The sequence below is a fragment of the Brucella sp. TWI432 genome (assembly GCF_039674445.1).
Lineage (GTDB): Bacteria > Pseudomonadota > Alphaproteobacteria > Rhizobiales > Rhizobiaceae > Brucella > Brucella chromiisoli.
Genome location: NZ_JBDJNL010000005.1, coordinates 96,954 through 121,771 on the forward strand (window position 1 = coordinate 96,954; position 24,818 = coordinate 121,771).

The window sequence follows — 24,818 nt, forward strand, 5'->3', positions numbered from 1 at the left end:
GAAAAATTGCGATACCATACCAGAAAAACCTCCGCAGGAAATTCAACATCCTTCATAAAATAAGAGCGCAATCCAACGAATTTTGCTAAAAAAAATACCACTTGAACGGCCTATACAATGGCCTATTAAACTATTTACATTTAAAGAACGTGCCGTTCGAAGGATGAGCTATTCTTTTTCGGCTTTAAATTGGGGTGCATTGACGGAGCGGCAATGACTGAAGAGCGCATGCATTTAGATAGTGAATCTTATGATCCATTTTACGCCAGTCAACATCTGGGACGTTATGAAGTTTTGCGCTCATTATGCAAAGGAAAAGTCGTTTTAGATATCGCCTGTGGCGAAGGTTACGGCTCGTCTCTTCTTTCGAAATGGGGGGCCAAAGAAGTTATTGGCGTTGATGTATCCGATGAAGCCATAGATACTGCCAACAAGCTTTTTGCGAACGAAACCGTAGAATTTCATAAGTATGATGCCCATCATATAGACAAACTCCTGCAGCAAAAAAAAGTTGATGTTGTCGCTTGTTTTGAAACGATCGAGCATCTTCGAAACCCCGCTAAATTTCTAAACTCAATAAAAAAGCTTTTATCCAAAAGATCTATTGTGGCGATCAGCTGCCCCAATGAAAAGAATGATTTCTCAAGCGACAATCCTTTTCATCTCGGTACATACTCGTTTGCGGAATTTAAATCGTTGACAGAAAGCGTTTTAGGCGAAGCCCATGGCTGGCTCCTGGGAACGCCGGCACAAGGGATCATAACCATCCCCAAAGATGACGAATTCTCCTTGAGAAAGGATGCCCGGTTACTAGATGTCTTAGACGCTTCAGAAGTCCAATCTACATCGATCATTCCACCCGCGCCTCACGTGGCACCGTCGTTAACAGATTGTTTCTACTTTGTGGGCTTGTGGGGCACAGAACCGGAAAAAACAGCGGTTCTATCACCTTTGTCCTACCCTGCGTTCATCTCACCTTGGAAAAAGATTGAGTTTCTTGAGCATTCGTTGGCTTTAAAAATCGAAGAAACCGAAAATTTGAATAAGCGACTCAATGAGATTCGATCCGAAGTTAGTATCTACAGAACAAAAATTAATAAGCTGGCCAGAGACTTGGATGCCGAAAAACTACACTCGGGGAAGAGCGGCACGCGTCAAACTGGTATGAAGACTATTCAAGAACTTGTAGAAGAGGTTGAAATGTATCGCCGCTCCAAGTTCGTCAGACTTGGCCGAAAGATTAATAAACTTTATGGAGTGCCGGTAATTGGTCACGCGCTAAGAGTTGCCCGTAAACTCACTAGAATTTTGATTAGGTAGACTCATGCCATCACCAATTCACTATGACGTTTCTATAATTTTAAGCGTTCACAACGATGCCAAATACCTGGCTCGCACGATTTGGTCATTTTCAGATGCAGCGAATTATGCTGCGCTCAGCGGAATCTCGACTGAATTGGTAATTGTTCTGGATAAGCCGCATCATTCTATACCTAATGCTTTGAAACAATGCGACTTTGCTGCGTTTGCGAATGTTCAGAAAATTGAAGTTTCTGTTGGCTCGCTTGGACCATGCCGTCAAGCTGGCATCGATATCGCACAAGGTAAGTATGTCGCGCTCAGCGATGCTGACGACCTGATTTCGTACAACATGATTTTAGAGATGTTCCAGCAAGCGGAAAATCACGGGGGTAAAGTTGCCATATTTCCTGATTGGCTTGTTGCATTTGGAGGACAACATCATTTGTATAAAATGTTTCCACTGACGCAAGTTAGTGAGTTAGCGCTATTTGATCATCACCCTTTTATCTCGCGTTCATTTCTTTTACGTGATCACGCCCAAGAAATTCGCCTCGCTAATGTCCCATCTAGCGGCCATTTTGCCTACGAGGATTGGCATCATAACACTAACTTAGCAGCCAATGGCTTCGAACTAACAGTGTGCCCTAACACCGTTTTCTTTTATAGAAAGAAAGGCGTTAGCTTACTAAACACTGTCAATGCATCATCAAGCAAAGTAATACCTTTTTCTGATTACTTTATACCTGAAAATTTTCTGAAACTTTGTTCATTGAAACAGCACAATTATAATCCATTGACTGAGCAGCCAGAGCACTCTTCAAACAGTCTTTGTTATTATTTTTTGTCTTCAATTCTTCTAGTTGAGATGGCTTCCGCAGCAAATTTTATTGATCCTGCAATTGATATTCGCCTTTTAAATCCTACAAATACATTTTCAAATCAAAACACCGACCTTTCCGCCGGAAGAGCTTACTATCAAGTTTGTGAGCATCTTCTTGGAAAGAGCTTTACAGATGTCTTCATTCTTCCGTTTTTCACTATGGGTGGAGCGGAAAAAGTTATTATTACCATAATTAAAGACATTTTATCGATAGATCCAAACAGAGAAATTCTTTTCCTATTTGGAACGAAATTTGATGGACCACAGTGGACGGATAAAATTAACAATCAAGTTACGTTTTGCAATCTCTCGGATTTTTGTGAACCATCTTTGGAAGAAAAAATCGACCTTGTAACTCTACGAACGATACAAGCATTTGCACCCAATGCTCGAATCTATATTAAAAGTTCGCCATATGCATATCGGTTCTGGGGGCGCTACGGAAAACTGCTTTCAGACCATGAAAGCATACTTCTTCGTTTCTGTGATGGCGCTTATGAAACGCAGTCTTTATCTTTCACGATCGGATTCGATTTCAACTTTATTTCTGAGTATGGAGAAACTATATCACTTCTCCTTTCCGATAATAAATATATCAACGATGCGGATCGTGCTCGCCTCCCTTTTCTGGCAGGAAAGCAGGATGTGCTCTATTCCGTTGCAACCGTATCTACGACTCAAGATGAACTAGATAACCGTTTCAAACAAATCCATGATAGAATTATATGGGCATCCCGGTTTGACGATCAAAAAAGACCAGAGCTATTGCCTTTACTCGCTGAAGCACTCGAAGAAGCATTCCCCTCAACAACTCTCGATATTTGGGGGGTGCCAGTCTTAGGAACCACTAACATATCACAATTAGAATCATACAAGAATGTAAAGCTCAAAGGCATATACTCATCCTTTGAAGAAATTCCTTACCGTCATTCCGATTTGTTTCTATATACATCACGTTTTGATGGCATACCCACCGTTCTTTTATCGGCTTTATCTGTGGGAATGCCTATAATAGCTCCTCAACTAGGAGGGATTCCAGAGATCGTTATAGATGGTGAAAATGGGGTGTTGGTCGATCCACATTTGCCAGATGATGAGTTAGTTAACGCCTATATAGACGCTATAAGATTTATTCGTAGCAGCTCTACGATCAGAAAGGCAATGGGGCAAAAATCTCTTAGATTAATCGAAGAACAACACTCACAAAGTGATCACCGTGAAACAATAAAGAGGAATTTGACCTAAAAAAGCTCCAAAACTTATAAAGTTATAGATCATGGCAGCCCCATCCTATAAACTTTTAATTGTCATACTTATTCCATCCCGCAAATCAATTTCTGGATGCCAGTCCAGTTCATTTCTGATCAAAGAGATATCAAGAATGCTTTTCCTAACATCGAAACTACGTTCTGGAAGAAAATTTTTAATCACAACCCCACACATGGCCTGCTCTACCAATGATATGATTTCACTAATACTTCTACCCTCTCCACTCCCAATATTAAAGATTTTATAGTCACCCTTATATGCTATAGCTGCAGACATTGCTCTTACTGCATCAGCAGCATGAATGAAATCTCGTTGTGTCGATCCATCGCCGTATACGTCTAATGGGAATCCGATTTTAATCGCATTGATTACTGCTGCAATTAATCCAACTCCTTTATTAATCGCTTGCAAGGGACCGTATGGATTGGACAACCGGAGAATTGTATAGTCGAGCTTTTTAGAGCTGGCATAAACTCGGAAGTAGTTTTCTAGGAGAAGCTTGTGCGCGCCATAAGCATTCATAGGGACTGTAGGGTCACTTTCTCGCGACGCGATCATCCCATTATCGCCATAAACGGTTCCACCAGAACTTAAAAAAAGTATTTTTTTTATATCGGATCGTGAACAGGCGTCCAGCAATGTTAGCGTAGGTAGAATGGAACGATCAATATCGCCAGCTATATCTGCATTCACGCTTGGTGGATTTGTTCCGTGTATGAGATGAAATACGTAATCGTATCCAATGACAGCATTTTGTACGCTCATTGCATCAGAGAAGTCACCCCGAATATATTCAATTCTGCTATCAACTTGCGTCGGTAGCGATCTGCTAAACACACTAACTTCATACCCATCTTGCAAGAGCTGTTTACATAAATGGGTGCCTATGAATCCAGAGCCTCCGAACACCAAAACGCGTGCTTTTATTGACATTTAAATCTCCTGTTTAAAAATGACCTAGATTATAGATGTGCACCTGTCAAACCGCATATTGACACTCGGATCAATGCCATAACCATCTGAAAGTAATGCCTTCTCATACTCACGTGCATAGTTTGCAAACATAACAGCTTTATCTGTGCCGTTGACAATCTGACGAGCGGCTTTGAAGCCTGATTTTTGAAGTGAGATGTACCGATTAAGACCATGACACCCTTGCTTGTCGGGAGCAAACCAACCTTCAACCATGCCTACTATGATGATTGGTACGGCGCACTTTGGCTCAAGAAGAGATTTGGGATTACTTATACAAGTCGATGCCGTGTGGTCGACTAGCTCTCGCATAATTGTAATACCGCGTAATCGGCACAAAGCCCCATGCCGACATGCGGATAATACTTTTTGGAACGAAGATAGTTTTCGCCGCCCGTTTTCTGGATCGACTTTATAGTGTGGGCGGTCTCGTGGTAGGGGGTCGCCATCATTTAAGCCAGCTGTTTACGCAATAGACTACGTTCTCGACGAGCCCCAACCAAAAGTAGATTTTAGCAAAATTTCATATTCATTGTGTTACCTTTCGGTACAGAACTGTCTCAAAGGCAGTGCGGTAAGTCAAGTTGGCGGAGTGGCTGAAGCCAATGGCCACCCGAATGCTGGCAACTCAGCCATAAATTTTTTAATGGTAGGCTGATCACGTTCGCCCTTTTGCACTTTATCCAGTTCTGAAAGTGCATAGAGCCAAACAGCATCACGCCAAGCAACAAAAGACTGTGCTTCAATTGACCATTGCTTAATTGTCGAGTTCACATAGCTCGCCAACGTTGAACCGTTGTCGTACTGCCGTTCTCTCGCTTTTGCGTCAATCATCGCTTGAATTTCAAGACGATAGACATCAGCAGGGCCAAGGCCAGGATAGCTTTCAACAGGCACTCCATCTTCGACTGGAACAATTTTCATAGGAGGTTCAATGCCGAGCGCTTCATAATTTCTTGGATAACCTTTTTTACCGATTAAATTTCTGTCTGGTACTCGTAGTGTTGATGGCATTTATGCCTCCGGCTTTTCTTGTTCTGCTATTAGTTTGCCTGTGATCGGATTAGTGTTAGGCAAGGTAAATACGACTGCATCCTTACGAATACCCTTGACCTGCCAGCCGATTAGATCATTGCAATTCGGATCCTCACAGCAGATTTCAAATCTTCCGTCATTAAGCCAACGTCGATAAACGGTTTTTGAACTGTCTTGGTTTTGGAAAAATAAAACGCCTTCAGCGGTCATTGCTTGAAACGTGCCGGGGGACATTCCGTAATGCTCGTCAACATCCACAACCACCGTTCCGCCTGATAATCGAGCCAATCCCCAATACTCGATGCCGTGCGACGGGCTTTCCGTTGACGCATAGACAAGGTCTTTGTTGTACGGGTCTAACGGGTGATCAGTTTCAAAGCTTTTACTTGCCGCCGAAAGCGTCCCTGATACCCGAACATTGCCGTTCGGCAATATCGTGATGACATCGCGCTGCCAATTTCCATTAGGTGTGTAACTAAAAGTTAAATATTGCCCATCACCGCTTGAAACGTGACCTAAATATCTTGTCCACATGTGCACAAAGTCAAAATTTCTCACGTGCTCAATATCACCGGCGCTAGACTGGTTATTACATCTTATTTTAAGAGTGTCCCACGTATTTATAGATGATCTGACTGTAACACCTCCGGTAAAATCCGCCCCTGACAAATTAGCTTTCCCGTCAAGAGCCGCCTGCACGGGAGTGCTTACGGGCAGCGCGGATTTTTCCTGCAACGTGCCATCACCCTGCACGTATTGCGCGTTTGTGCCTGCGGTCAGCGCCAGCAACGCACGACCGAGCGTTCCAAGGTCGATCTGTTGAAGGTCTTTATTTTCATCCGTAACAAGCGCTTTGTTTGCTAAGAGCGCTATGGCTTTCAGCGCGCCTGTGTCATCGGTTTGGAGTAATTGCCGTGCGGAAAGCGTCAATGCCGCCAACTTTTCAAGGCTGCCATTCGGATCTTGGATGCCTAGATCGCCTTTATCGACAAGGCCGAGCGTTCCGGGCCCTGTGAAAATCGGCATTTTATCGTGCGCACCGAGTAGTCCTGCAAACGCTTGTAAGTTGCCACCCGACATTCGCGCTACAAGAGCCGCCAACATTCCGGTAAAACGAGAATTATCCGACTGAAACCGGATGCGCGTCGTAAATGTCGCCGACACAGGTGCATTTTGCGCGAGAACGCCACCACTTCCGTCAGCATTGATGCTTTCTATCGGAAGTACCAAGCCGCCCGGCGTAAGGATCGTATCTCCCTCGCGAATGCCAGCGAGCAACAATTGCGCGTCTGTCGCAGCGAAATTCAGGGATCCAGATGTGAGCGTAAGCGTACCAACAACCCAATCAGGGTAAAACTTATCGAAGTTATCAGCCATTGACCTTAGCCTTTCGCGCAGTACGCATTCCCTGTTTTAGCTTTGCATTGTCATCCAATGCATCGCTAAGCTGACGCTGAATATCCAGCGTATTATCTTGGATTTCTTTGATTTTCTGGCAGGAACTATCGTACATCTGCATCATCTGGTCTCGCTCCTGAGTGATGCGCTGCATTTCACTGCCATGGACGTTGGTTTGCTCTTCTGCGGCCGCCTCTAATTCTTTAATCCTGCGCAACAACAAAACCACGTTGTTGGCATTTTGCAGGCTTTGCGTCATGAGGAAATCATTCAAAGCTCGCGCTTCATTCGCCATTGCGACAGGATCAATATATGTGCGAGTGGATTCCGCCGACTGTTCTGTCGTGGGTGTTGTCATGCCAATTTACCTTTGAGTTAGCGCTTCGCTACGCCGAGGATGTAGTAACGGACCCCTATTGGCCCATCGAAAGAATGATCGTAGTTCCAACTATTGCTACCCGTCCAACGCACGCCGGTCGCTTGGCTGGGTGACAAATGAACTTTCATGCTGTTCTCATAGAGAACGGAAACAACAGACTGATTGGAAATGCCGTAACCACCGGAGCCGTTGGGAATTTTGTAAAGTGCAGCATAAGACTGACGCAGCACATTCGGAAACACACCCACGACCTTTGGAAAAACCAGCATACCCGAACCATTAAAATTAATGGTTTTGGCAACTTGCCCGTACATTGCGTTCGCAGGGCTTTCATTAAACTGATCAGCCGAAATGAACGCCTCAGACAGGATTTGCATTGCCGGAAACCGTGTATCCAGAAGAATGTCATTGAAAGCCGGGGTAGTATCACTCGATCCGGGCTTTTTTATCTGGATGTCGTTGAAGACACGCCGCATCACCTGATTTCCCCCCGATGATGGAGGCACCAGATCATTACAATAAATAAGATACCTGATATTAACGGCCACGTTCGCGCTTTCATTGAAAAACGTGACGCCACCCCGCTCCAACCGATATGTGATCAAAACATCCTGATTGGTATTGTGCAATTCCCTGTCAAATATCGGTAAGATGTAATCGCGGCCTGCAATTCCGGCAATAATATCAACAAACATACTCTCGGTTAGAGCCACGCCGTATGGAGCCGGGACAAAATAACTGCCCCCCGCAGGAATATTCATGATTTCATCTGCCATAATGCAGAATGGCGGGTTGCGTGTGCTGTCAATGATGCGCTGCCGACCTGTCGATCCGTCAACGGTAAAGCCGGGCCGGGCGATGATAAGCCCCTTGCTGTCAAGCCGGACGACCTCCTGACCGCTGACAACAGGGGCAGAGGGTTTTGGAATTGGCGTTTGATCAGCGGGCAGATCCCAAAATGTGTAGTAAATATCAGCGGCCTGCGTTTCCCATCCGGCATTGTCATATTCAGGTCGTAGAGAAAGGCTGGAAGTAACCCGCCCACTCCAGCCATCGTAACCGTAAGATGAGGGAATAATATTGGTGCGCGCCACGCCAGCCGGCGGAGAACTCTGAAAGCTGTCAAATGGCCCATTTGTTTGAACGGTCATTCTCGCAATCAGGGAACGATATTGCATGCCGATCTGATACTGATTGTTAATACTGAATGACGGACCAAGAAAACGCCCATCCGGCCTTTTTACTTTCGCCTCAAAAATAGGCGGAAAATCACCGGGGAACATTCTGTCAATCAGAAAGTGGGGAACAAAATATCCTACGCCCGCTGTTCCCTTGGCTATGATGAACTTCCTGGCATTGGTATTGCTGCTCCCATCTGCGATGTAGAAATCGAAATACCCACTTCGCGCAGGATAGTTATCTGCATTGACGGATAAAACCCCCGGCTCTTTCATGTAGGAAATGTTTTGGTTTTCTGAATTGAACAGGAAGGCACCAAAGTTTGAGCTTGGCACCTCCCTAAAATCGTCGGTGTCATTGCGCATAACCTTCACGACCGGACCGGAGCCCGGTTTATGACCGATAGCCAGATAACTCATATGAATTTCCTCAAGCGGCTATCGTGAAGAGCCGTATATCTGCGAAGTCGCCGTAACCACGGAAACAAAGAGCACCATTGCGCGACTGCAAAACATCAAAATAAGCCGTGCCAACATTGACGACTGTGAGCGTCAGTTCGCCGTCTTTAAACACGAGGGGCCGACCTCGTGCACCACTGCCAGTGATGTAAAACTCGTCGCCATCAACGATAACGCGGGATTTATCACCGTTGATCGATTCAAGAATAAGAGCGCCGGTTACCGGAGGCCCACCCATGGTCGTGGATACGCTCAGGATTGCACGAGACAAAGCCCCGCCGCTCGCCACCTCGGAATACACCCGGAAATAGCCATCAGCTGATATGCCGTTCATCTGTGCAGAGATGAGCGAAACGCTTTCCGATATGGCAGAGACTGCCGTTGCCGTTGCCTGCGACATTGTGGTGACATCAGCAATATTATTCTGCATTTGCGCAGTGATCTGCTCAATTGCCGTAACCTGCGCCTGCCGCTCATTCACTTCCGCAAGAACAAGCCGTCGATACTCTGCCCTGTCTTGCCCCATTGAGAGGGATACTTCCTCACGGAAGCCCTGCATTTGCATAGAATTGTCAGCAAGCCCCTCAGCGAGGATAGTCGAAACACGCGTTACCTCATCACGGGTGCGTCGGGCATTCTGCTGTTCTTGAACGAGAATATTGCGTAGCTCTTCATTGAAGCTGTCTACCCCGATTGGATAAAGATCGAGTGGGCCTAAGCGAATGTCACGCGTGCGCACCCGGATCCAGTCTGACCACTCAAACAAGCGATTGCCGGCAAAAGTGCCATACACCGCCCGAACGTCATAATCTGTATTCGGCAGAAGTATGCCCGGCGCAATCTTGATGCTGCCACGTTCAACATCATCAGCCCGACCGGAATAAACAACGCCCAGATCGGCCGCCAGACGCACTTCAAAGCGAACAAAATCAATGTCCTCTTTCGTGCCATCCCAGCCAAGCAGGATTGCGCAGCGGCGATTGTTGCCGTCTGCATCCTGTGCCACATCAGGCGCAGCTGAAAAATCAACAATCGGCTGGGGCAGCGGACGCATCGGCCCAACAGCGCCATCAATCGGTGGTTTATAATCGGAAGCACTATCCCAGTCATAGTCAGTTGGATCGACTTCTGTCAGATCGACCATAATGTCGAGATTCGCCCGATCCGCAGCACCATCGACACGCATCAGCTTATTGACATAGCCGTTGCGCTTTGATGTCCAGGCGAAAACGACACCCGGAACGGCATAAGCCCAAAACTTAGGCGGCAGCACATGTGTATGCCGTCGCGCCCGCTGCCCTTCTTCCAATGCAGATTTTTGAAGGCGCTGCACCTGCTCAGGATAAGAAACAAACGACAACTCAATCGATGCCATCAGGCGACGATTGCCGTGCCGCGCCTCAAGATCGGTGCGATAGAGTGGCGGTGCAGTCTTTATCACCCAGCCATCATCTGGCGACGGATAGGTTACAGAAATCCCGTTGATCGTATCCGCCAGCCCGAAAAACGGGGAGAATGACTGTTCATCGGTCGAAAGAATATCATCATCGGTAAAGTGGATCACTGGCGCATCAGGTGAACCGAGATACATATGATAGACGCCACCGATTTCTGAAACCCGGCCCTGACAGGTGGTGTTGATCGCCTCAAGTGCTGCTGAGAGCGGTGCATCAATCGTAATCTCGCCGCCAGACCGATATTGTGGCTCAAAGCCAATAACCTGACGGCATTTATTAATCGCAGCAATCCAATTGGCGACTGGCAGTCTTGCTGCCGACATGCCTTGCACGCCGTAAAACCACTTGCCATCAAGATAAATGCCGCGCAGCATGTTGTAAGCCTGCACAGCAGGCAGATAATCGCCATCACCGCCCCATGTGCTGGGATCACTCAAACGCTGCGTTCCTACCCCGCCAACGCTGCTATCGCGTGATGGGTCATACATCGGATAGCCATCAACCTCGAATTTGAAGGATGGAATGCCAGAAAACATATTTTTGGAAACACGCGCCGTAACGATCACATAAGCGACACCACGCCCGACGCGATTGGCGCCCCAGGCACGATTGCCGTTTGAGCAGGTTTTGACGAGAAAACTATCCGCTGCCGTCTGTGTCCCATCGTAAAACTTGACCCAGAGGTTATCGCCCTTTTTGCGGTATTCTTTGACCTGCCAGCCCCACGACATATCCGGGGTATTCAAATCAAGAGTTACCTTCTCATTGTTCACCCAAACATTGAGCAGACCTTTGACCGGCAAATCGGAGAGAGCGATCACCTGCGTGAGGTATGCATTCGGACTGTCGCCATCCTTGCCCCATGTATTTGCCCAAACAAGCGAACCGGCCGTTGCTGTTCTGCCGATGATGAAAGAGCGCGGAAGGTCACCGCCGCCCTGCAAGGTGCCGTTGATAGAGAAAGTCGGGTCTTTGGGCTTTCCTGAAACCGCCTGCGCAAGCAGATTAACGCCAATACCAACAGCAGTTTTAAGCAGAAATGACCCGATAACGCCAAGGCCACCAATAAACGAACCGATAGCAGAGCCGATAGCCAGCAAGCCGGAAAAAATAGCCATGTTGTAACCTTGAGATTAAGCTCTCTCAGAGCAGCTTAAGAAAATGCGTTTCCGCAGCCTGGTAGCCGCGCCGCCCATAGATCCGGGACACATCATTGCTGGCGAGAGACGCCATACCGATTGCAGTACAGGATTGTTCACGCGCCCAAGCCTCATATGCATCAAGCATTAAAAGCGCAGAGCGACCGCGTGCGGATGGATCGATAAACCAGACTGTTTCTTTTGCGTATCTGCCAGCCCCAAAAGGATGCTCGAACCATGCAGCCAGAAGAATGCCTTGCGGCTCATCACCCAGCACAAGTGCAACCGCTTGCAGCGATGCGAGGTGCTGATCAAATAGGCTTGCTGCATAAGCCGCCTGAAATGGAAACGTGAAGCCTGCCGCACTATGGCTGGATCGCAGAAGCCGGATACATGCGGCGCGATCTGAAGGCAGAGCCAAACGAACACCCATCAGAACAGCCCCAAAAACTTCTTTTTCTTCTTTTGTGTCGGTACTTTACCCTTTTCCGATCCCCACCAGATTTCCCATTCTGTGGCGGTATCGGCATCCTGATAAAAGCCATCTGTCGAGAGCCTTAGCCGTTGCGTTGCATCTGACCGGGTATCGGGATTAGAGCGGGTGAATTCCTGCGTGTGACTGACGCAGGTCATGATAACAGCACCGTCTTCGTTTTCGCTTGGCGTGCTGATCTCTATGCGATCAACGAAGCCGATAAAGCGGCATTCCGCAGGCGCTACCAGTTGGCGGGAATTTGGATCAAACAGGCCGCGATAGATTTCAACACGCGCTTGCTGACAGTCGTAATCGCGAACAATACGCTCAACTTCCTCATGCACCTGCGACATGCGAATGTTGACTTCCTGTACAGCCAGATTTGCAACAAGCGGAATGTCATCAATCTCAACCAGGCTACCGGTGCCATACCATTCACGCGTGACCGGAAGGCCACTGTCAGGATGCGTGATTGGCGCAGTGATATTGCCAACGTCAGACCACAGCCCCTCAGTCTCAGGCGCATTTGTCTGACGATTGCGCGCAACCAGCCAAAGGAAGTCACGCGCCACCAGCATACGGCCCAGCAAGGCCGCATGGTTTTCAGCCGATATGTTTCTCATGATTGCCCTATAAATCAGCGGCTTTCGATAGCCTGAAACGACACAGTGCCGCGCCCTGTCTGCAACTCAGCCGTTGTGGAAATGGATCCGGGAACGATAGTCATGCGGCAAGACGGCCGCACAATTGTCACCGAGTTGCCGATGACGGTTTCCGGCCAGAAATGCGGTCTGACTTCAATATCCAGACCGTCGATATTGCCAATCTGATGCAAATTGCGCGGGCCAAGCTGTAGATAATCACCGATGCTTGGCGAATAGCCCGCAGGCCGATTGCTCAATCGCAAAGTCTTGCGATCTTCACCAATGGTTCCCAACGTCAGATCGGACGCATCACCCATGCCAGCCCCATTCGGGTGAGCAATAGGGAAGCATCGGCTGATCGGACGGCCAAGAAACTCTTGCAGTCCGCCTTCGAGCAGTTTTAGACGTGCACGCCATGCATCCAGCTCATTAACCAAGAGAGACTGAGAAACATAAGACCCTTGCCACAGTGGCGAGCCGAGATCCTTAACGTAGGTTTTTCCGCCCGCCGTGCGGCTCTGCTCCTGCCGATAGAGCAAGTCAAACTCTGTGGACCAGCCCGGAAAGCTGGCGAGAATATCATAGGGATAAGCAATCGCCATATTAACCCAGCTTTACGTTTTGCTTCTGAGATTTGCGAACCGTCTCAATGACAGTCGCACGCATTTCGCGGTTGGTCTTTTCAAGTCCTGCTTGAAGACGTTCAACGGCTTTGGCGTCCGCACCTTTCGCATCTATCTGATAGACCGGTGCAAAATGTACGACTGGGGCGCTGCCCATAGACTGGGGGGACGATGGCAGATCAGAAATACGCAAGTTTACAGGAATTTTTCTGCCGTCAGGCAATGGAACAGCAGCTTCAGGACCAGCCTCTCCAAAGATCGCTGGCTTATCGCTGATACCACCATTCGCATACAGGCCGACGCCGCCGTTCATGGCGATAGACTTCTGACCACCGAAGCCAAATAAGCCTGCAACCATGCCGCCCAGACCAATTCCACTGCCACCACCAAATAGCCCGCTGAAGAAATCAGCATAAGCGCCTTTTCCTGTCAGAGCGGATTTCACAATTTCGATTGCGAGTTTCTTAAAAGCATCAGCGGCATCTTCGGTGCCGGCAATGACGTTACCGAGTGCGTCAACCGCGTCAGAACCAAGCTGATCAAGTCCGTCGATAAAATCCTGCTGCGCCTTGTTTGCCCGCTCCTGTGCCGCCTTTTGAGCATCAATGACTGTGATCAATTCGGTGATGCGGTCTTTTTGCTCCTGCGTGGCTCCCGCACCAAGTTTGCGTAGCTCATTCGACAGTTTTTGCTGTTCGTCAGTCAGTCCAATGATGGAAAGTTCATGTTCCAACGACTGGATTAACTCGTCCGCTGCCTTTTTCTGTCGCTCCGTTTCGGAAATAGCGGCCTTTCGACTGCCTTTGTTAGATCCTGAATCGACAACGACTGGCGGCAAGGTAAAGCCGCCGTCATTTTCTATAGGCTTGACGGCATTTTTCTTGGCGGCGATCAGCTTTTCAAGCGCCGCAATCTCAGCCTCGACTACCGGAACGAGTCCATCGTTGTAGCCTCGCGCCGCAATCCCGCGCAGTCCGCCTGCATTCTGAGCCGCACGCGCACGCTTCTTTTCAGCAAGTTGCGCTTCAAGTGTAGCGATACTACGGTTATCAACACTGTTAAAAAGATCGAGAATGTAACGAACTTCAGAGGCAACACTAACGACAGCCTGTTTCAGGTTATTGCTGACCGTTGTAACAACCGTATTGAATGCAGCATCAAGTTCGGCGGCCTGTGCGACCAGTTCATCCTCAATAACAATGCCAAGTTCATGTGCCTCATTGATAGCCTGCCTGATGCCAGCTTCACCCTGAGCGATCAGCTCAACGAAGCGCTCACCCGCACTGCCACCAAACAGCTCATCCATCACACGAATCTGGGCAGCTTTATTAAGATGCTGCACACGCTTGATGATTTCAGCGAAGAGTTCGGACGGTTCTTTTAATCGTTCGGCGACATCCTTTGCATCAAAGCCCAGGCGCTGGAATGCTTCTGATGCAGACCCTTTGCCGGTCACTGCAAACTCATCTGCGCGCAGGCTGAGTTCTTTGAGACCGTCAATCATCGCATCGACATCGATACGGTTTTTCTCGGCCACATAACGCATTTCCTGAAACGCTTTGATGGAAACGCCAGCGCGCCGGGCTTCACGATCGATGGACGCAATATCGCTGATAACCTGCTGAGCGCCTGCGAGACTGATACCAACACCCAGTCCCGCAAGAGATGACTTCAAAAAATTGAAACTGCGATCCATACCGGCAGACAGATTGGCAAATTCACGTTTAGTGTCTTGAGCCGTATCTTTGGCATCTCCACGCACACGACGCATGGCATCGTGAAAGCCACGGGCATTCGCGCCGATAAAGGCCATAATATCGGCACGTGCACTCATTTCGGCTTACTCCGAATGGATTTTGTAGGAGGATGGGAACGGGCAACTTCACGAGCCCGTTCCGGCGTGATGATGTCATTGAGACGGCGACCTGTGCGCCCTTCAATTGCGGCCAGAACTTCCGGCCACGTTAATCGCCAGAATGAACGCGGCTCCCAGCCAAGTTGGCCGGTCGCAATGCGCTGCATATGCTGTATTCGATCAGTTACACTGAAGGGCCTGGGGCGTTTCCCGGAACGAGCTTGTCAAATGCGCGGTCAAGGTCAGCGATAGGATTTTCTTCGCCACGGCTTTTGCGACCCTCAGCAATATGACCAGCAAGTGCCTTGGTGATAGCATCGCGAAACGCTGGCTCATCTGCACCGCTCAATTGCTGCATGGCTTGATGGGCCAGCTTGCGGGCCTCTTCCTCACCATCTGGGTGAATGGTCAGCACACGGATGGCTGCCATAACGGTTTTCGGATGAAAACCTATGAGACGCTTATAGAGCGTCTGCATGTCATCACAGTCGGCCAGCTGAGCAAGTTGCGCCAGACGACCAAACTCAACGACGATGACAAGTTTCGTTTTGCCGATCTGGCAAGGTGCTTCACCGCGTGCGGGATTAAAAATCGGGTCCATATTATGCAGCCGCCGTGAAACCAATGACGCCCGACGCGGCCATACGGCCCTGCGCCTGCAACTCACCTGTCTTGTCACCTGAGAAGGTCATCGAGACAAGGAAGTCAGCCTCGAACGTTCCGACACCGGGAACCACGATCTGATATTCAGTGACGATCTGATTAACGGCATCTGCTGTCATGGCTTTTTGCGCGGAATTGCCGACAAAAGCACCGTCAAGCTGTACTGCAATGCTCTGCATGCCATACATCAGCGAGCGCACCAGCTTGCTGCCGGGATCGGCACAATCAGGCTTGGTGATGTCGATTTCCTCATTATTGATTTCAATTGAGCGCGCTTCGGAAACACATACCGAAACAAACTCCTGATTGGCTTCCATCATCCGCTTGATGACGAGTTCACGCCCCATGTGCTGAGCCATGGCCTGTTCTCCTGAAATTATAGTGGATTGTCAGGCAGCCCGATCTGGGATGCCAGCGAAGGTGCGGTAACTCACCTCAAAAATCACGCGGCCAGAACCGAGACTTTGCGCTGTCTGCGGATCAATGAACATTTCTGACGCGGTCGGCAGAATGTCGATGACCAGATCACCGAGATGCGAAGGCGGTAACGCCGTTTCAACCAGTGCTGCCAGGTCATCAAATTCACGTTGCGGATTAGAGCGGCCCTTGAAGTGGATGATCACATTGACCATCAATCGACGGTTAATACGGACAAGCTCCTGACCGGTTACATCATCGTAGATAACGCCATCCGGCGTGGATGTTTCACCTGTATGAATGACTGTAAAAAATGGCATATCCTCCTCTTCGATCGCATTCGCGCGCATGAGAGAGACTTTGCCACCTTTTCCCGTAACAACAGGCGTCAGATCGGCCTTGATCTTTTCAAGGATCTGATAGCGCAGGTGCATGATCAGTAATCCCGTAAAAGAAAGCGTTTCATGGCGCGCCCGTCATCAACATGACTGGCAATCTCGAACACGTCACCGACATTCTTGCCGTCATCACTGGCAAGGATTTTTATGGTGTCACCCTGCCGCACCGCATCAATGCCATCACCCTTGAGGGCGAGAGAATAGTGAATGCCTTCCGCAGCCACGCCCTCAAGATCGAGCAGGTCAGTGTCACGAACCCGGCGAAAAATACCCCGCAGCGGTTCGCGCACTTCACCACCGATCGTCAACTCGATATTGACATTGCCAAGGGAGGCAACAAATGCGCCTCCCATACCGGCAAAAACAGCAGGCCGAGACATCAGCCCTGCGCCTCCTGAAGCGCTTTTTCAGCTTCATTGAGAGCAGCTTCCGCCGCCTCGAATGCCCTCAACTCATCATCGCCAGCCTTCTGGTCTTCCAATGCGGCTTTCGCTTTGTCAAAGGTCTGCTGTGCTTGTTCAACTGCTTTTGCCAGCAAATCAAGCTGTGAAGGAGCCGGTGTTGTAGCTTGCTGCGAGCGCGATGGTTTCACGGCCTCATTGACTGCCGGAACAATACCAAACAACTCACCGATCCGGTCTGCCTCATCTTCAGGAAGCGGCACCGGCGTGCCGGGAGCAATATCTTTGCCCCCAACAACGAGTGTCGCGCCATAAGCCTGCGTAATGGTTTTCTTAGCCATGGAATTAATTCTCCGTTTGAGCCGGTTCGATTAACGAACCATGGCGAAGAGGGACGCATTCGCATCGCCGGGAACCGGCAGCGGTGCGCTCTGGGTCATGAGCATGGTTGCAGATGGATCCTGCTGTTCCCACATTTTGGCAAATCGTGAGAGCGGCGAAAGGCGCGCGCCAACATCCTGTATCGCGCCGTGTGCCATGAAGCCCTGCAACTGCGAAGGCGAGATCACGCCAACGCCGAAACTTGGCCAGACTTCAATGTCGTTACCGGCATCATCCTGAAACAGCTGTGTGTACTGCCAATAATTAAACTGACCGACCGAGCCGAGATAAACCGCAACCATGTCTTCACTTCCAGCGGCAACGGGACCGAGCTGCATGATACCGTCAGCCTGACGACGGTTATCAAGCAGCTGGCGCATTTCCTCATCGGTCTGAAGCAATTCAGCAGCTTCTGCGCCAAGAACGACTTCTGTTGCGGCACCGCCAGAAGCCTTGGCAACCCGTGTGCCCCAGTCACGAATGGAGGTGCGGACCTTCACGCCGTTTTCACCCCAGCGAGCAGCACCAGTCAGCGCAACTGTCAATTCCGCTTTACGGGCATAATCAACTACCTGCGTTTCATAATCTTCACCGCTGACAGTAATCTTGCCAAGTTTCAGAGCTTCAGCTGCCATGATTTCTTCGCGGCGGGTGATTTCATCATCCTGATCAAAAAGCGTATCGGTGACAGTCTGGAGGTAGCGATCTTCTGCGCTCATCTCACCGCCAATACGCTCACCGGGACGGCGGCGGAAGCCTTCACCTGGGCGAATGGTGTTTTTTGGCTTCACATAGGCTGGCTTGAAGGTCGTGGTCTGTCGGCCACGAATAGCGCGCTCACGACCAGGCACCAAAGGTGAAACAAATGGGGCGACGTTGCGGCGCCGCTTCAGCTTGTCGAACGCAATTTCTTCCGAATCCGACTGAAAGCCGTTCGGGAAGAATGTATCGCGGATCCATGCGGTTGGACGGTCGCGTGATTCAATAACCGCCGCCAGCGCAATCGTGCTGAAAAGATAGTTTTCCATTCTGGAAATTCCTTGAATATTGCGTTTGAAACGCGAAGGGTGACTGACTGCGGTTAAGCGAGTTTGTGGATGAACAGCGGTGCCGATGCTTCGCGGAATGCCCTCTCAACACTATCAACGGTATGGCCTTCCCCCAGGATGAGCTTTGCACCGTCAAAACCGCCAGAGGCATAAATCCGGGTCTGCACCGGACCGGCTGCCGTGTCGACATCAACCGCGAGAACAACAGACGGCACCTCGGAGCCATCGCTTGCTGCAGATGCAGACAGAATAAATGTGCCAGAGGCATCACCCAGCACGGCACCGCGTTTGAGAACCTGCCCTGCGCCAATTGTAACGGTGCGCACAGCAACGGGATAATCGCCAACGAGCAGATCGCCCGGCGTATAATCTTGGGTCTGCATTTGCAGCACTCCCTATGAACGATTGAAAATGAAAAAGGCTTGCAGGCTTATGCCTTGCGTGCTGCCGCACGGTTCTTGGCGAACGCAACGAGCTTCGCATCCGCTGACTTTGGCTGTAAAGCTACGCCGCCATTGCCAAGGGCTGGAACGCGGCCATTCATGCGCGATGACAAGGAAGGCTGCGAAGATGCTGCAGGGCCGGAAGCCTTCAGAGCTGCGATCGCATTCTTGGCGCTCATATTGGTATTGAACGCCAAATGTGCAGCAAGTGATGGATTGCCATCAGCCTGAGCGCAACCAAGGATCGAAGACATACGCTGACGCTCAGCACGGCGACCGCGTGCATATTCGCCTTCATCCTTATTTTCATCGGCGACAGGTTCATCCTCTTCGGCTTCAGGCTTTTGATCGTCATGACCTTCTGCCGACGGCTCATTATTTTCGTCATCCTCGGCCTCTTCTGGACGTTCGTCGTCTTCGAGTTCCTTGGGTTTATCTTCCTCAAGACGTGACTTCATGGAGCGGCCACCAACGGCAGCCCGGATAGCGCGTGTAAGCGACATCGGCTCTATTCCTTATTTAAATTGTGAGTGTGGGTCAGGCGTTGCGCTTACGCGCCTATCGCTGCCAGAAAAGCGTTGAAGGCATCTTTTGGCCGTGCAACAGCATCGACAATGCCAAGATCAACGGCCTTCTGGCCTCGAAACGTATCCGCCTCGGTTGCGAGAGCGGCATCAAGAGAAATGCGACCGCCGCGATAACGTGCAACGGTTTCGGCAAACAACACGCGCATGGATTCGAGATCCTCAATTGCGGTATCGTATTCTTCATCGGACATAGCTTCGAACATGCCCGGACGTGCTTTTCGCTCACCTGCTCGCAGGATCGTAACGCCAAGCCCTTGTTTCTTGGCCCATTCAGATGCATCAACATGCATCGAGATTACGCCGATTGAACCGGCATAGCCCGTGGCAGGGATAATAATCTGACGGCAGGCAGAGGCGATCAAATAGGCTGCAGAACAGGCATGATCGGTCAGAATGGCAATCGTCGGCTTTTTCTGAGACAGAAGATACAAATCCTCTGCGCAATTAAAACAGCCATCAACTTCACCGCCGAAACTATCGATTTCAAAGACAGCAGCTTTAATGTCATCGCGCTCAATACAATCGGCAATCTGGATGTTCAGCCCTTCATAGGAAGTGACACCCGAAGACTTCCCCACCCATGCACCCTTGTTAACGAGTGAGCCTTCAACCTCAATGACAGCAACAGGCCCCAACATCTTGGGGCCATTGTATATTTTATCTCCTGTCCAACCGTCGCGCAACTCGCGCATGTCCTGAGTAAGGACACCCATTTCAGGGGAAGCGTGAACGTTCACCTCATTTCCGAGAACACGCGGACCAAAAGCCCGCGCGATGATGTTAGCCTTCCCCTCATGCAGCATCAAAGGTGTATTGAAGAGACGCGCCGCAACTTCTGGCATTGCATATGGCATCATTTTTGTTCTTCCTCATCGCCTTCGCCCGGCTTGGCCGGCTCATTGACGAAGCGCGACACGACACCGGCACTTGCCGCTTCACCTGGCGTGACACCATGCTTACGGGCAAACCGAAGCTCACGCGCACGCTGGATTGTATCTTCCTTCCAGTCGCGCCCCTGTTCGGCAGACTCTGATTCCTGCGTGGTCAGACCCGTTGCCAGGCGGATGGCAGCGGCTTTCGCTTCCTTCTCAGGATCAACCCAACCACGACCACTGCCAATCCATGCAGCGCGCACCCAGCCAGCCGGATTTGCTTCAAATGAAGCTGCGCGCGCTGGCAGACGAATGCGGCCCTGATCGAACACCTCTTCAAGCCAAGCCCAGTAAATCGGCTGCATGAACGAATGAGCGAAGCTCGATTTCTCAGACGAAAGTCCACGCCAGATTTCCAGAAGCGCTGCACGCGCACTGGAATAATTGACCTTCGACCAATCCATGGTGAGCTGCTCATAGGTCAGACCAACACAGGATGCGATGTTACGAAGTCCAGCATTCACAAAAACTTCAAATGCAGCATTCGGATGCTCAGACTTTGTAAAAACCACATCCTCACCGGGATTGAGGAAATTGATCTGCGCACCCTTAAGCCGGATAGGGTCAACGGCATAAGCCGCTGCCTGCGCAGCACCCAATGCATTAACCGACTTGCCGATATCGGAAGCACCCAGAGAATCCGCCAACTGGTCCATATCGAAAGGCGTTTTGATGAAAGCTGCCATCACCGCATTGAGCGATGCAGCCTGTAATTCATAATCGTTATAATCCGATACCTGTTTCAATTGCTGCAAGATCGGTGCCCAACGCGAGGCACCGCGTGTCATGCCTGCGCGTGTTGCTTCAAAGGAATGAACTGCAAGCGGCCTGCCAAATTCATCTTCTCGCTCAATCCGCTCCCAGATGAAGGTGTCGCGCATACGACCAAACACGTCGCCAGGATGTGCTTTGCGAACATTATAGGCAATCGGCGCACCATATTCGTCGAGTTCAACGCCATCGCGCAGCGTCTCAGAGTCCATTTTCCCCATTGGATTCGACAAACGCGCCGGGTCGATCACATGCACGCATGTACCATAACCGTTTCCGCCCATACGATAAGGCAACACCGCAAAGGCCTCACCATCGGTAAAGCGATGGCGCGCTGCCAGCCCAAGGATGCCGGAAACCGACTTAGTGCGTTCGGCATCAAACCAGTTGCTCGGATCCGTCGCCACATCAGACCAGAGAGCCTCAATCTGATCGCCGATCTCGTCGGCTTCATCTTCGGTGAGATTGAGTGTGCGGGCATTCGGCTTTGACGATAAGCGCCAGCCTGAGCCGACGACATTATCAACAAGACGCGTTACACCTGCGGAGGCCCAGCCGCTGTTACGAACCGCATCATTTATACGGTCAACAACGACATCGCGGTTAAGACCAAGCGCAGACTGTCCGGAATAAGTTCCGGGCCGCCAACCGGCCATTGAGGAATGATCGTTACCAGCTGCACTATAGGCCGCACTCATTGCATAACGTCTGCGTGCCGCTGTACGAACAGCAGTTGGCAGAGGATTGCCGAAGCCGTCCAGAATGACAGTTTCGCTCATCCGAACACCACCCTTCGCGCCCGCGTGCGAGGCGGAGCGATGCCAAGCTGGGCTTCGAGCTGCTTAATATAGCTGCGCAGCCTTCCCTCATCCGCAGTGGTATAAGTGATGCTTTCGCCCTGATAACTCAGCTGTACTGTTGCAGCGCCTGTCAGCAATTTATGCAACGCATTCTGTGCCTCGGTGAGACGCTGCTGAATAATCTCACGACTGGCCATGACTTCTCCTGTCAGCCTCGGCGGGAGGCTCGCGCCCGCGCTTTGGCAATTGCTGCCGCTACTAGCGGATTGTTTTTCTGGGGTTCGGGCTTTGATGGTGGCGACAAATGCGGCGCCGACTTAAACATTATCTCTTCAAGATCGAGCTGCGCAGGTGGCGGTTCGCTCGCGAGGCGCTCTGCGAGAGCATCCCATTCTTCCTCGGTCCAGTAATTGATACCGAGACGAAGGGCTGCGGCCTGCGCCTGATTGATCATATCAAGCGCTTCGTTACGCACGCCTGATGGCAGTTCCCATTCATAGTAGGGATGGCCTGCACGGCTTTTGCGTTGAACACGCCTCTCTGACGTGGCCTGCTGAAAGAAATCATCGCCTAGACCCTTGGCAAACTCGATATATCCGGTCTGTTCTGGATCTTCCTTTTTATAGGATCGATAAAGCGAAGCCTTCATCACCGAAGCATTGAAGTTGAAGAAACGGCGCTGATAGCGAAGCGGCTTGCCGCGCTTGTCCTTTTCCTTCTTCACCTGCGCCAACATCGGAGCGGTTTCACGGTTATCACCGCGCACCATGATGACATCCGTAATCGGATGCTTACGCGCCCATTCCCAGACATCCTCAGTGTAAGCGTTGCCGTCGATAGCAGTCAGGTCAGCGCGGCGCTTGTTGCCCCATGTGTCGGGCCATTCACGCTGAACAAGCTTTGACAGCGCATGCTGCACCTGTGGCTCTGAAATATGACCAGAGTGAGCGACATATCCCGGCAGGGATCTGCCAGCAGTGTCATCGAAGATGCCGCGATCAATCACAACACGATAGCGGTTCTTGCCATGCCCCAGAAGCTGCCACTCAACGCGATCGCCCTGAACATCGATGCCGATGGTCAGGATCAATGCACGTGGCGGGATAACACCGCGAATGACTTGGCCAAGCTCTGCACGATCTCGTAGCAATTCCCAGCCAATCGCCTCACCATCGGTTTCAAATGGCTGGCCCAGCCAGTCATTGAAGAACACCTGTTCGGCACCCGATTTCTTGCCCTTATCATCTGGACCGCCACGCTGCACATTGAGATGCGCTCGTGCTAACGCCTCCCAGCTTTCCAGCGGCGAGTAAGCCACCCAGATATGAAACGAACGATGATAGCGCGCCCGTTCCGGGTATTTGGCCACCCACTTTGCACCATTCGCAGGATCAACCATCCAAGACCGGTGATGCTCGCGGATTTCGCCGCCGCACTTGGGACAGAAGAAACCGGCCTTCTCAGGGTGCTCGGCATCGATATGATCGCGCATGTTCTCCCATTCGAGAGCATGCAGATGAGAACAATGCGGACAAGGCACATGATAGCGCTCCTGCGTACCCTGCTCAAAATTGGTCGAAATCCGACAGCCGGGAGCAATCAGCGGCGTGGAGATTTTAAGAATCTTCGCCGCAATGAATGCCTTTGAACGGCTTTCTGCCTGACTTTCCGGGTCGCCCGCCTCATTATTCTGCCATTTCGATAGATCGTCCTGAACCTGTTTGCGCGGCGAAATCATCGAAAGGCCTGAAGGCGAATTTGCCCCCGCTGCCTGAATAGCCCCGCGACCGTCTGCGCGTTCCTTGTAATGGATCGAGTTGCTGCCATCCCTGCTTTTTTCGGGGAAGAGCGCCGCCAGTGCCGTGGTTTCCCGCAACAATGGCATTAACTTTTGCTTGGACCAACGTGAGGCGTTTTCCTCAGTCGGATGCACATACAAGAAATCGCACGGGTCCATGTCCATGGTGCCAAGCGTGAAGATGTTCGCCAGAACAGTACCGCCAACCTGCGCCGACTTTGAAATTGTCACCATACGACAAGCATCTTCAGGCGAGAGCGCTCTAAGAATTTCCGAGAAGAACGGAAACAGCGCTTCGTTATAAGGCCCCGGAAACTGCGTGATACGATCCGAAAAGACGATGTTTGCTTTCGCCCATTTTAGATAATCGACAGGCGGTGGCGGCTCGGTTTCCTGCATCAGCACCTGAAACGTCAAGCGGCGCGGATTGCAGAGAAGTGTCATTCTTCATCCTCATCGGCTTTTTCAGCGACATCATCAGATGTATGGTCTGGCTCATTCTCGGCAGCTTCACGAAAGCCTTGAGCGGCGCGAGCACGGACATCACGAAAGGACTTCTGCAGGTGATGCAGAATATCGCGTTGCGGCACTTCAAACTTCCCAGCCAGATATGTCGCCATGTCCGCTAGTCCGCCCTCCATCACCCGGTAAGCCATCGCAACAGCGCGGGTGATTTCTGCTTTTGCATCGTCTGCGAAAATGTACCGGCCCTCTGCAAGTGCTTCCTCGCGGCGTGCCCGCGCAGTCTGCATTTTGGCTTGTTCAAGTTTTTCCAGGGCGATCTGGTCGGCCACCGCGTCTGTACGCGGCAGCGTAACTGTCGGCGCACTCGAAAGATCAAGTTCCGACTTCGCTTCCTCCGAAGATGCAACCCGCGTGCCAATGCCGTTAAGCCCGACCCGCTGCGCTACATCCAGACGGCCACTCAGGTGACGGCGCGCCTTATCGACAATAATCCGCGCGCTACGGCCTGTCCCATCAAGCGCATCAGGACCAATCTGCCCCGATGCAATGTATTGAGAGACACGGCCCGGCGTGACATTGATCAATCGGGCAAACTCGCCCTTCGTCATCGTGGGCAACGATTGCGTTGCTGTCATCTGTCAACCTCGG

At 50.6% G+C, this 24,818-nt stretch carries 26 protein-coding genes; 2 read left to right on the plus strand and 24 right to left on the minus strand.

What is annotated here, in order from left to right; all coding sequences use genetic code 11:
- The first annotated feature begins 213 nt into the window (after nucleotides 1-213).
- Entirely contained in the window at nucleotides 214-1,320 is a 1,107-nt protein-coding gene (locus ABE527_RS10150) for a class I SAM-dependent methyltransferase (RefSeq protein WP_499696842.1), read from the plus strand.
- 4 nt (nucleotides 1,321-1,324) lie between these two features.
- Complete coding sequence (locus tag ABE527_RS10155; protein ID WP_499696843.1) at nucleotides 1,325-3,427, plus strand: glycosyltransferase; 2,103 nt, start codon at nucleotides 1,325-1,327, stop codon at nucleotides 3,425-3,427.
- Nucleotides 3,428-3,472: 45 nt separating this feature from the next.
- Here ABE527_RS10155 and ABE527_RS10160 read toward each other — a convergent pair whose 3' ends face one another.
- From ABE527_RS10160 to ABE527_RS10275, 24 genes are all read right to left on the minus strand, one after another.
- Nucleotides 3,473-4,384: an NAD-dependent epimerase/dehydratase family protein gene (locus tag ABE527_RS10160; RefSeq protein WP_499696844.1), complete on the minus strand. Its 912-nt coding sequence runs from the start codon at nucleotides 4,382-4,384 to the stop codon at nucleotides 3,473-3,475.
- Between the two features lie 618 nt (nucleotides 4,385-5,002).
- Nucleotides 5,003-5,437: a hypothetical protein gene (locus ABE527_RS10165; RefSeq protein ID WP_499696845.1), complete on the minus strand. Its 435-nt coding sequence runs from the start codon at nucleotides 5,435-5,437 to the stop codon at nucleotides 5,003-5,005.
- Entirely contained in the window at nucleotides 5,438-6,835 is a 1,398-nt protein-coding gene (locus ABE527_RS10170) for a hypothetical protein (RefSeq protein WP_499696846.1), read from the minus strand.
- Nucleotides 6,828-7,214, minus strand: a complete 387-nt coding sequence (locus ABE527_RS10175; protein ID WP_499696847.1) for a hypothetical protein — start codon at nucleotides 7,212-7,214, stop codon at nucleotides 6,828-6,830. The genes ABE527_RS10170 and ABE527_RS10175 overlap by 8 nt, the downstream gene beginning before the upstream one ends.
- 17 nt (nucleotides 7,215-7,231) lie before the next feature.
- On the minus strand, nucleotides 7,232-8,779 hold the full coding sequence (locus tag ABE527_RS10180; protein WP_499696848.1) for a hypothetical protein: 1,548 nt from the start codon (nucleotides 8,777-8,779) through the stop codon (nucleotides 7,232-7,234).
- Between the two features lie 64 nt (nucleotides 8,780-8,843).
- Entirely contained in the window at nucleotides 8,844-11,447 is a 2,604-nt protein-coding gene (locus tag ABE527_RS10185) for a methyl-accepting chemotaxis protein (protein WP_499696849.1), read from the minus strand.
- Nucleotides 11,448-11,472: 25 nt separating this feature from the next.
- Nucleotides 11,473-11,901, minus strand: coding sequence for a GNAT family N-acetyltransferase (locus ABE527_RS10190; RefSeq protein WP_499696850.1), 429 nt, complete (start codon nucleotides 11,899-11,901; stop codon nucleotides 11,473-11,475).
- The gene (locus ABE527_RS10195; protein WP_499696851.1) at nucleotides 11,901-12,566 is read right to left on the minus strand and encodes a hypothetical protein; all 666 of its coding nucleotides are present in this window, start codon (nucleotides 12,564-12,566) and stop codon (nucleotides 11,901-11,903) included. Before ABE527_RS10195 ends, ABE527_RS10190 begins: the two co-directional genes overlap by 1 nt.
- Before the next feature lie 14 nt (nucleotides 12,567-12,580).
- On the minus strand, nucleotides 12,581-13,189 hold the full coding sequence (locus ABE527_RS10200) for a hypothetical protein (protein WP_499696852.1): 609 nt from the start codon (nucleotides 13,187-13,189) through the stop codon (nucleotides 12,581-12,583).
- A 1-nt stretch (nucleotide 13,190) separates the two neighbouring features.
- Nucleotides 13,191-15,044: a hypothetical protein gene (locus tag ABE527_RS10205; RefSeq protein ID WP_499696853.1), complete on the minus strand. Its 1,854-nt coding sequence runs from the start codon at nucleotides 15,042-15,044 to the stop codon at nucleotides 13,191-13,193.
- Nucleotides 15,041-15,232 carry a phage tail assembly chaperone gene (locus tag ABE527_RS10210; protein ID WP_499696854.1) on the minus strand — a complete coding sequence of 64 codons (192 nt, stop codon included), beginning with the start codon at nucleotides 15,230-15,232 and terminating at the stop codon, nucleotides 15,041-15,043. Before ABE527_RS10210 ends, ABE527_RS10205 begins: the two co-directional genes overlap by 4 nt.
- Before the next feature lie 17 nt (nucleotides 15,233-15,249).
- On the minus strand, nucleotides 15,250-15,666 hold the full coding sequence (locus tag ABE527_RS10215) for a hypothetical protein (protein ID WP_499696855.1): 417 nt from the start codon (nucleotides 15,664-15,666) through the stop codon (nucleotides 15,250-15,252).
- A 1-nt stretch (nucleotide 15,667) separates the two neighbouring features.
- Nucleotides 15,668-16,087 carry a phage tail tube protein gene (locus ABE527_RS10220; protein ID WP_499693831.1) on the minus strand — a complete coding sequence of 140 codons (420 nt, stop codon included), beginning with the start codon at nucleotides 16,085-16,087 and terminating at the stop codon, nucleotides 15,668-15,670.
- Nucleotides 16,088-16,117: 30 nt separating this feature from the next.
- Complete coding sequence (locus ABE527_RS10225; protein WP_499696856.1) at nucleotides 16,118-16,579, minus strand: hypothetical protein; 462 nt, start codon at nucleotides 16,577-16,579, stop codon at nucleotides 16,118-16,120.
- 2 nt (nucleotides 16,580-16,581) lie between these two features.
- The gene (locus ABE527_RS10230; RefSeq protein WP_499693829.1) at nucleotides 16,582-16,923 is read right to left on the minus strand and encodes a hypothetical protein; all 342 of its coding nucleotides are present in this window, start codon (nucleotides 16,921-16,923) and stop codon (nucleotides 16,582-16,584) included.
- Nucleotides 16,923-17,285, minus strand: a complete 363-nt coding sequence (locus ABE527_RS10235; protein ID WP_499696857.1) for a hypothetical protein — start codon at nucleotides 17,283-17,285, stop codon at nucleotides 16,923-16,925. The genes ABE527_RS10230 and ABE527_RS10235 overlap by 1 nt, the downstream gene beginning before the upstream one ends.
- 30 nt (nucleotides 17,286-17,315) lie before the next feature.
- Nucleotides 17,316-18,353, minus strand: a complete 1,038-nt coding sequence (locus ABE527_RS10240) for a major capsid protein (RefSeq protein ID WP_499696858.1) — start codon at nucleotides 18,351-18,353, stop codon at nucleotides 17,316-17,318.
- 53 nt (nucleotides 18,354-18,406) lie between these two features.
- Nucleotides 18,407-18,757, minus strand: a complete 351-nt coding sequence (locus ABE527_RS10245) for a head decoration protein (RefSeq protein WP_499696859.1) — start codon at nucleotides 18,755-18,757, stop codon at nucleotides 18,407-18,409.
- A gap of 47 nt (nucleotides 18,758-18,804) precedes the next feature.
- A complete protein-coding gene (locus ABE527_RS10250) occupies nucleotides 18,805-19,320 on the minus strand; it encodes a hypothetical protein (RefSeq protein ID WP_499696860.1) in 516 nt (171 codons plus the stop codon).
- A 47-nt stretch (nucleotides 19,321-19,367) separates the two neighbouring features.
- The gene (locus tag ABE527_RS10255) at nucleotides 19,368-20,261 is read right to left on the minus strand and encodes a S49 family peptidase (protein WP_499696861.1); all 894 of its coding nucleotides are present in this window, start codon (nucleotides 20,259-20,261) and stop codon (nucleotides 19,368-19,370) included.
- On the minus strand, nucleotides 20,258-21,886 hold the full coding sequence (locus tag ABE527_RS10260; RefSeq protein ID WP_499696862.1) for a phage portal protein: 1,629 nt from the start codon (nucleotides 21,884-21,886) through the stop codon (nucleotides 20,258-20,260). Before ABE527_RS10260 ends, ABE527_RS10255 begins: the two co-directional genes overlap by 4 nt.
- A complete protein-coding gene (gpW, locus tag ABE527_RS10265; RefSeq protein WP_499696863.1) occupies nucleotides 21,883-22,104 on the minus strand; it encodes a gpW family head-tail joining protein in 222 nt (73 codons plus the stop codon). The genes ABE527_RS10260 and gpW overlap by 4 nt, the downstream gene beginning before the upstream one ends.
- Before the next feature lie 11 nt (nucleotides 22,105-22,115).
- Nucleotides 22,116-24,149 carry a phage terminase large subunit family protein gene (locus tag ABE527_RS10270; RefSeq protein WP_499696864.1) on the minus strand — a complete coding sequence of 678 codons (2,034 nt, stop codon included), beginning with the start codon at nucleotides 24,147-24,149 and terminating at the stop codon, nucleotides 22,116-22,118.
- Nucleotides 24,146-24,805, minus strand: a complete 660-nt coding sequence (locus ABE527_RS10275; RefSeq protein ID WP_499696865.1) for a hypothetical protein — start codon at nucleotides 24,803-24,805, stop codon at nucleotides 24,146-24,148. Before ABE527_RS10275 ends, ABE527_RS10270 begins: the two co-directional genes overlap by 4 nt.
- Between the last annotated feature and the right edge of the window lie 13 nt (nucleotides 24,806-24,818).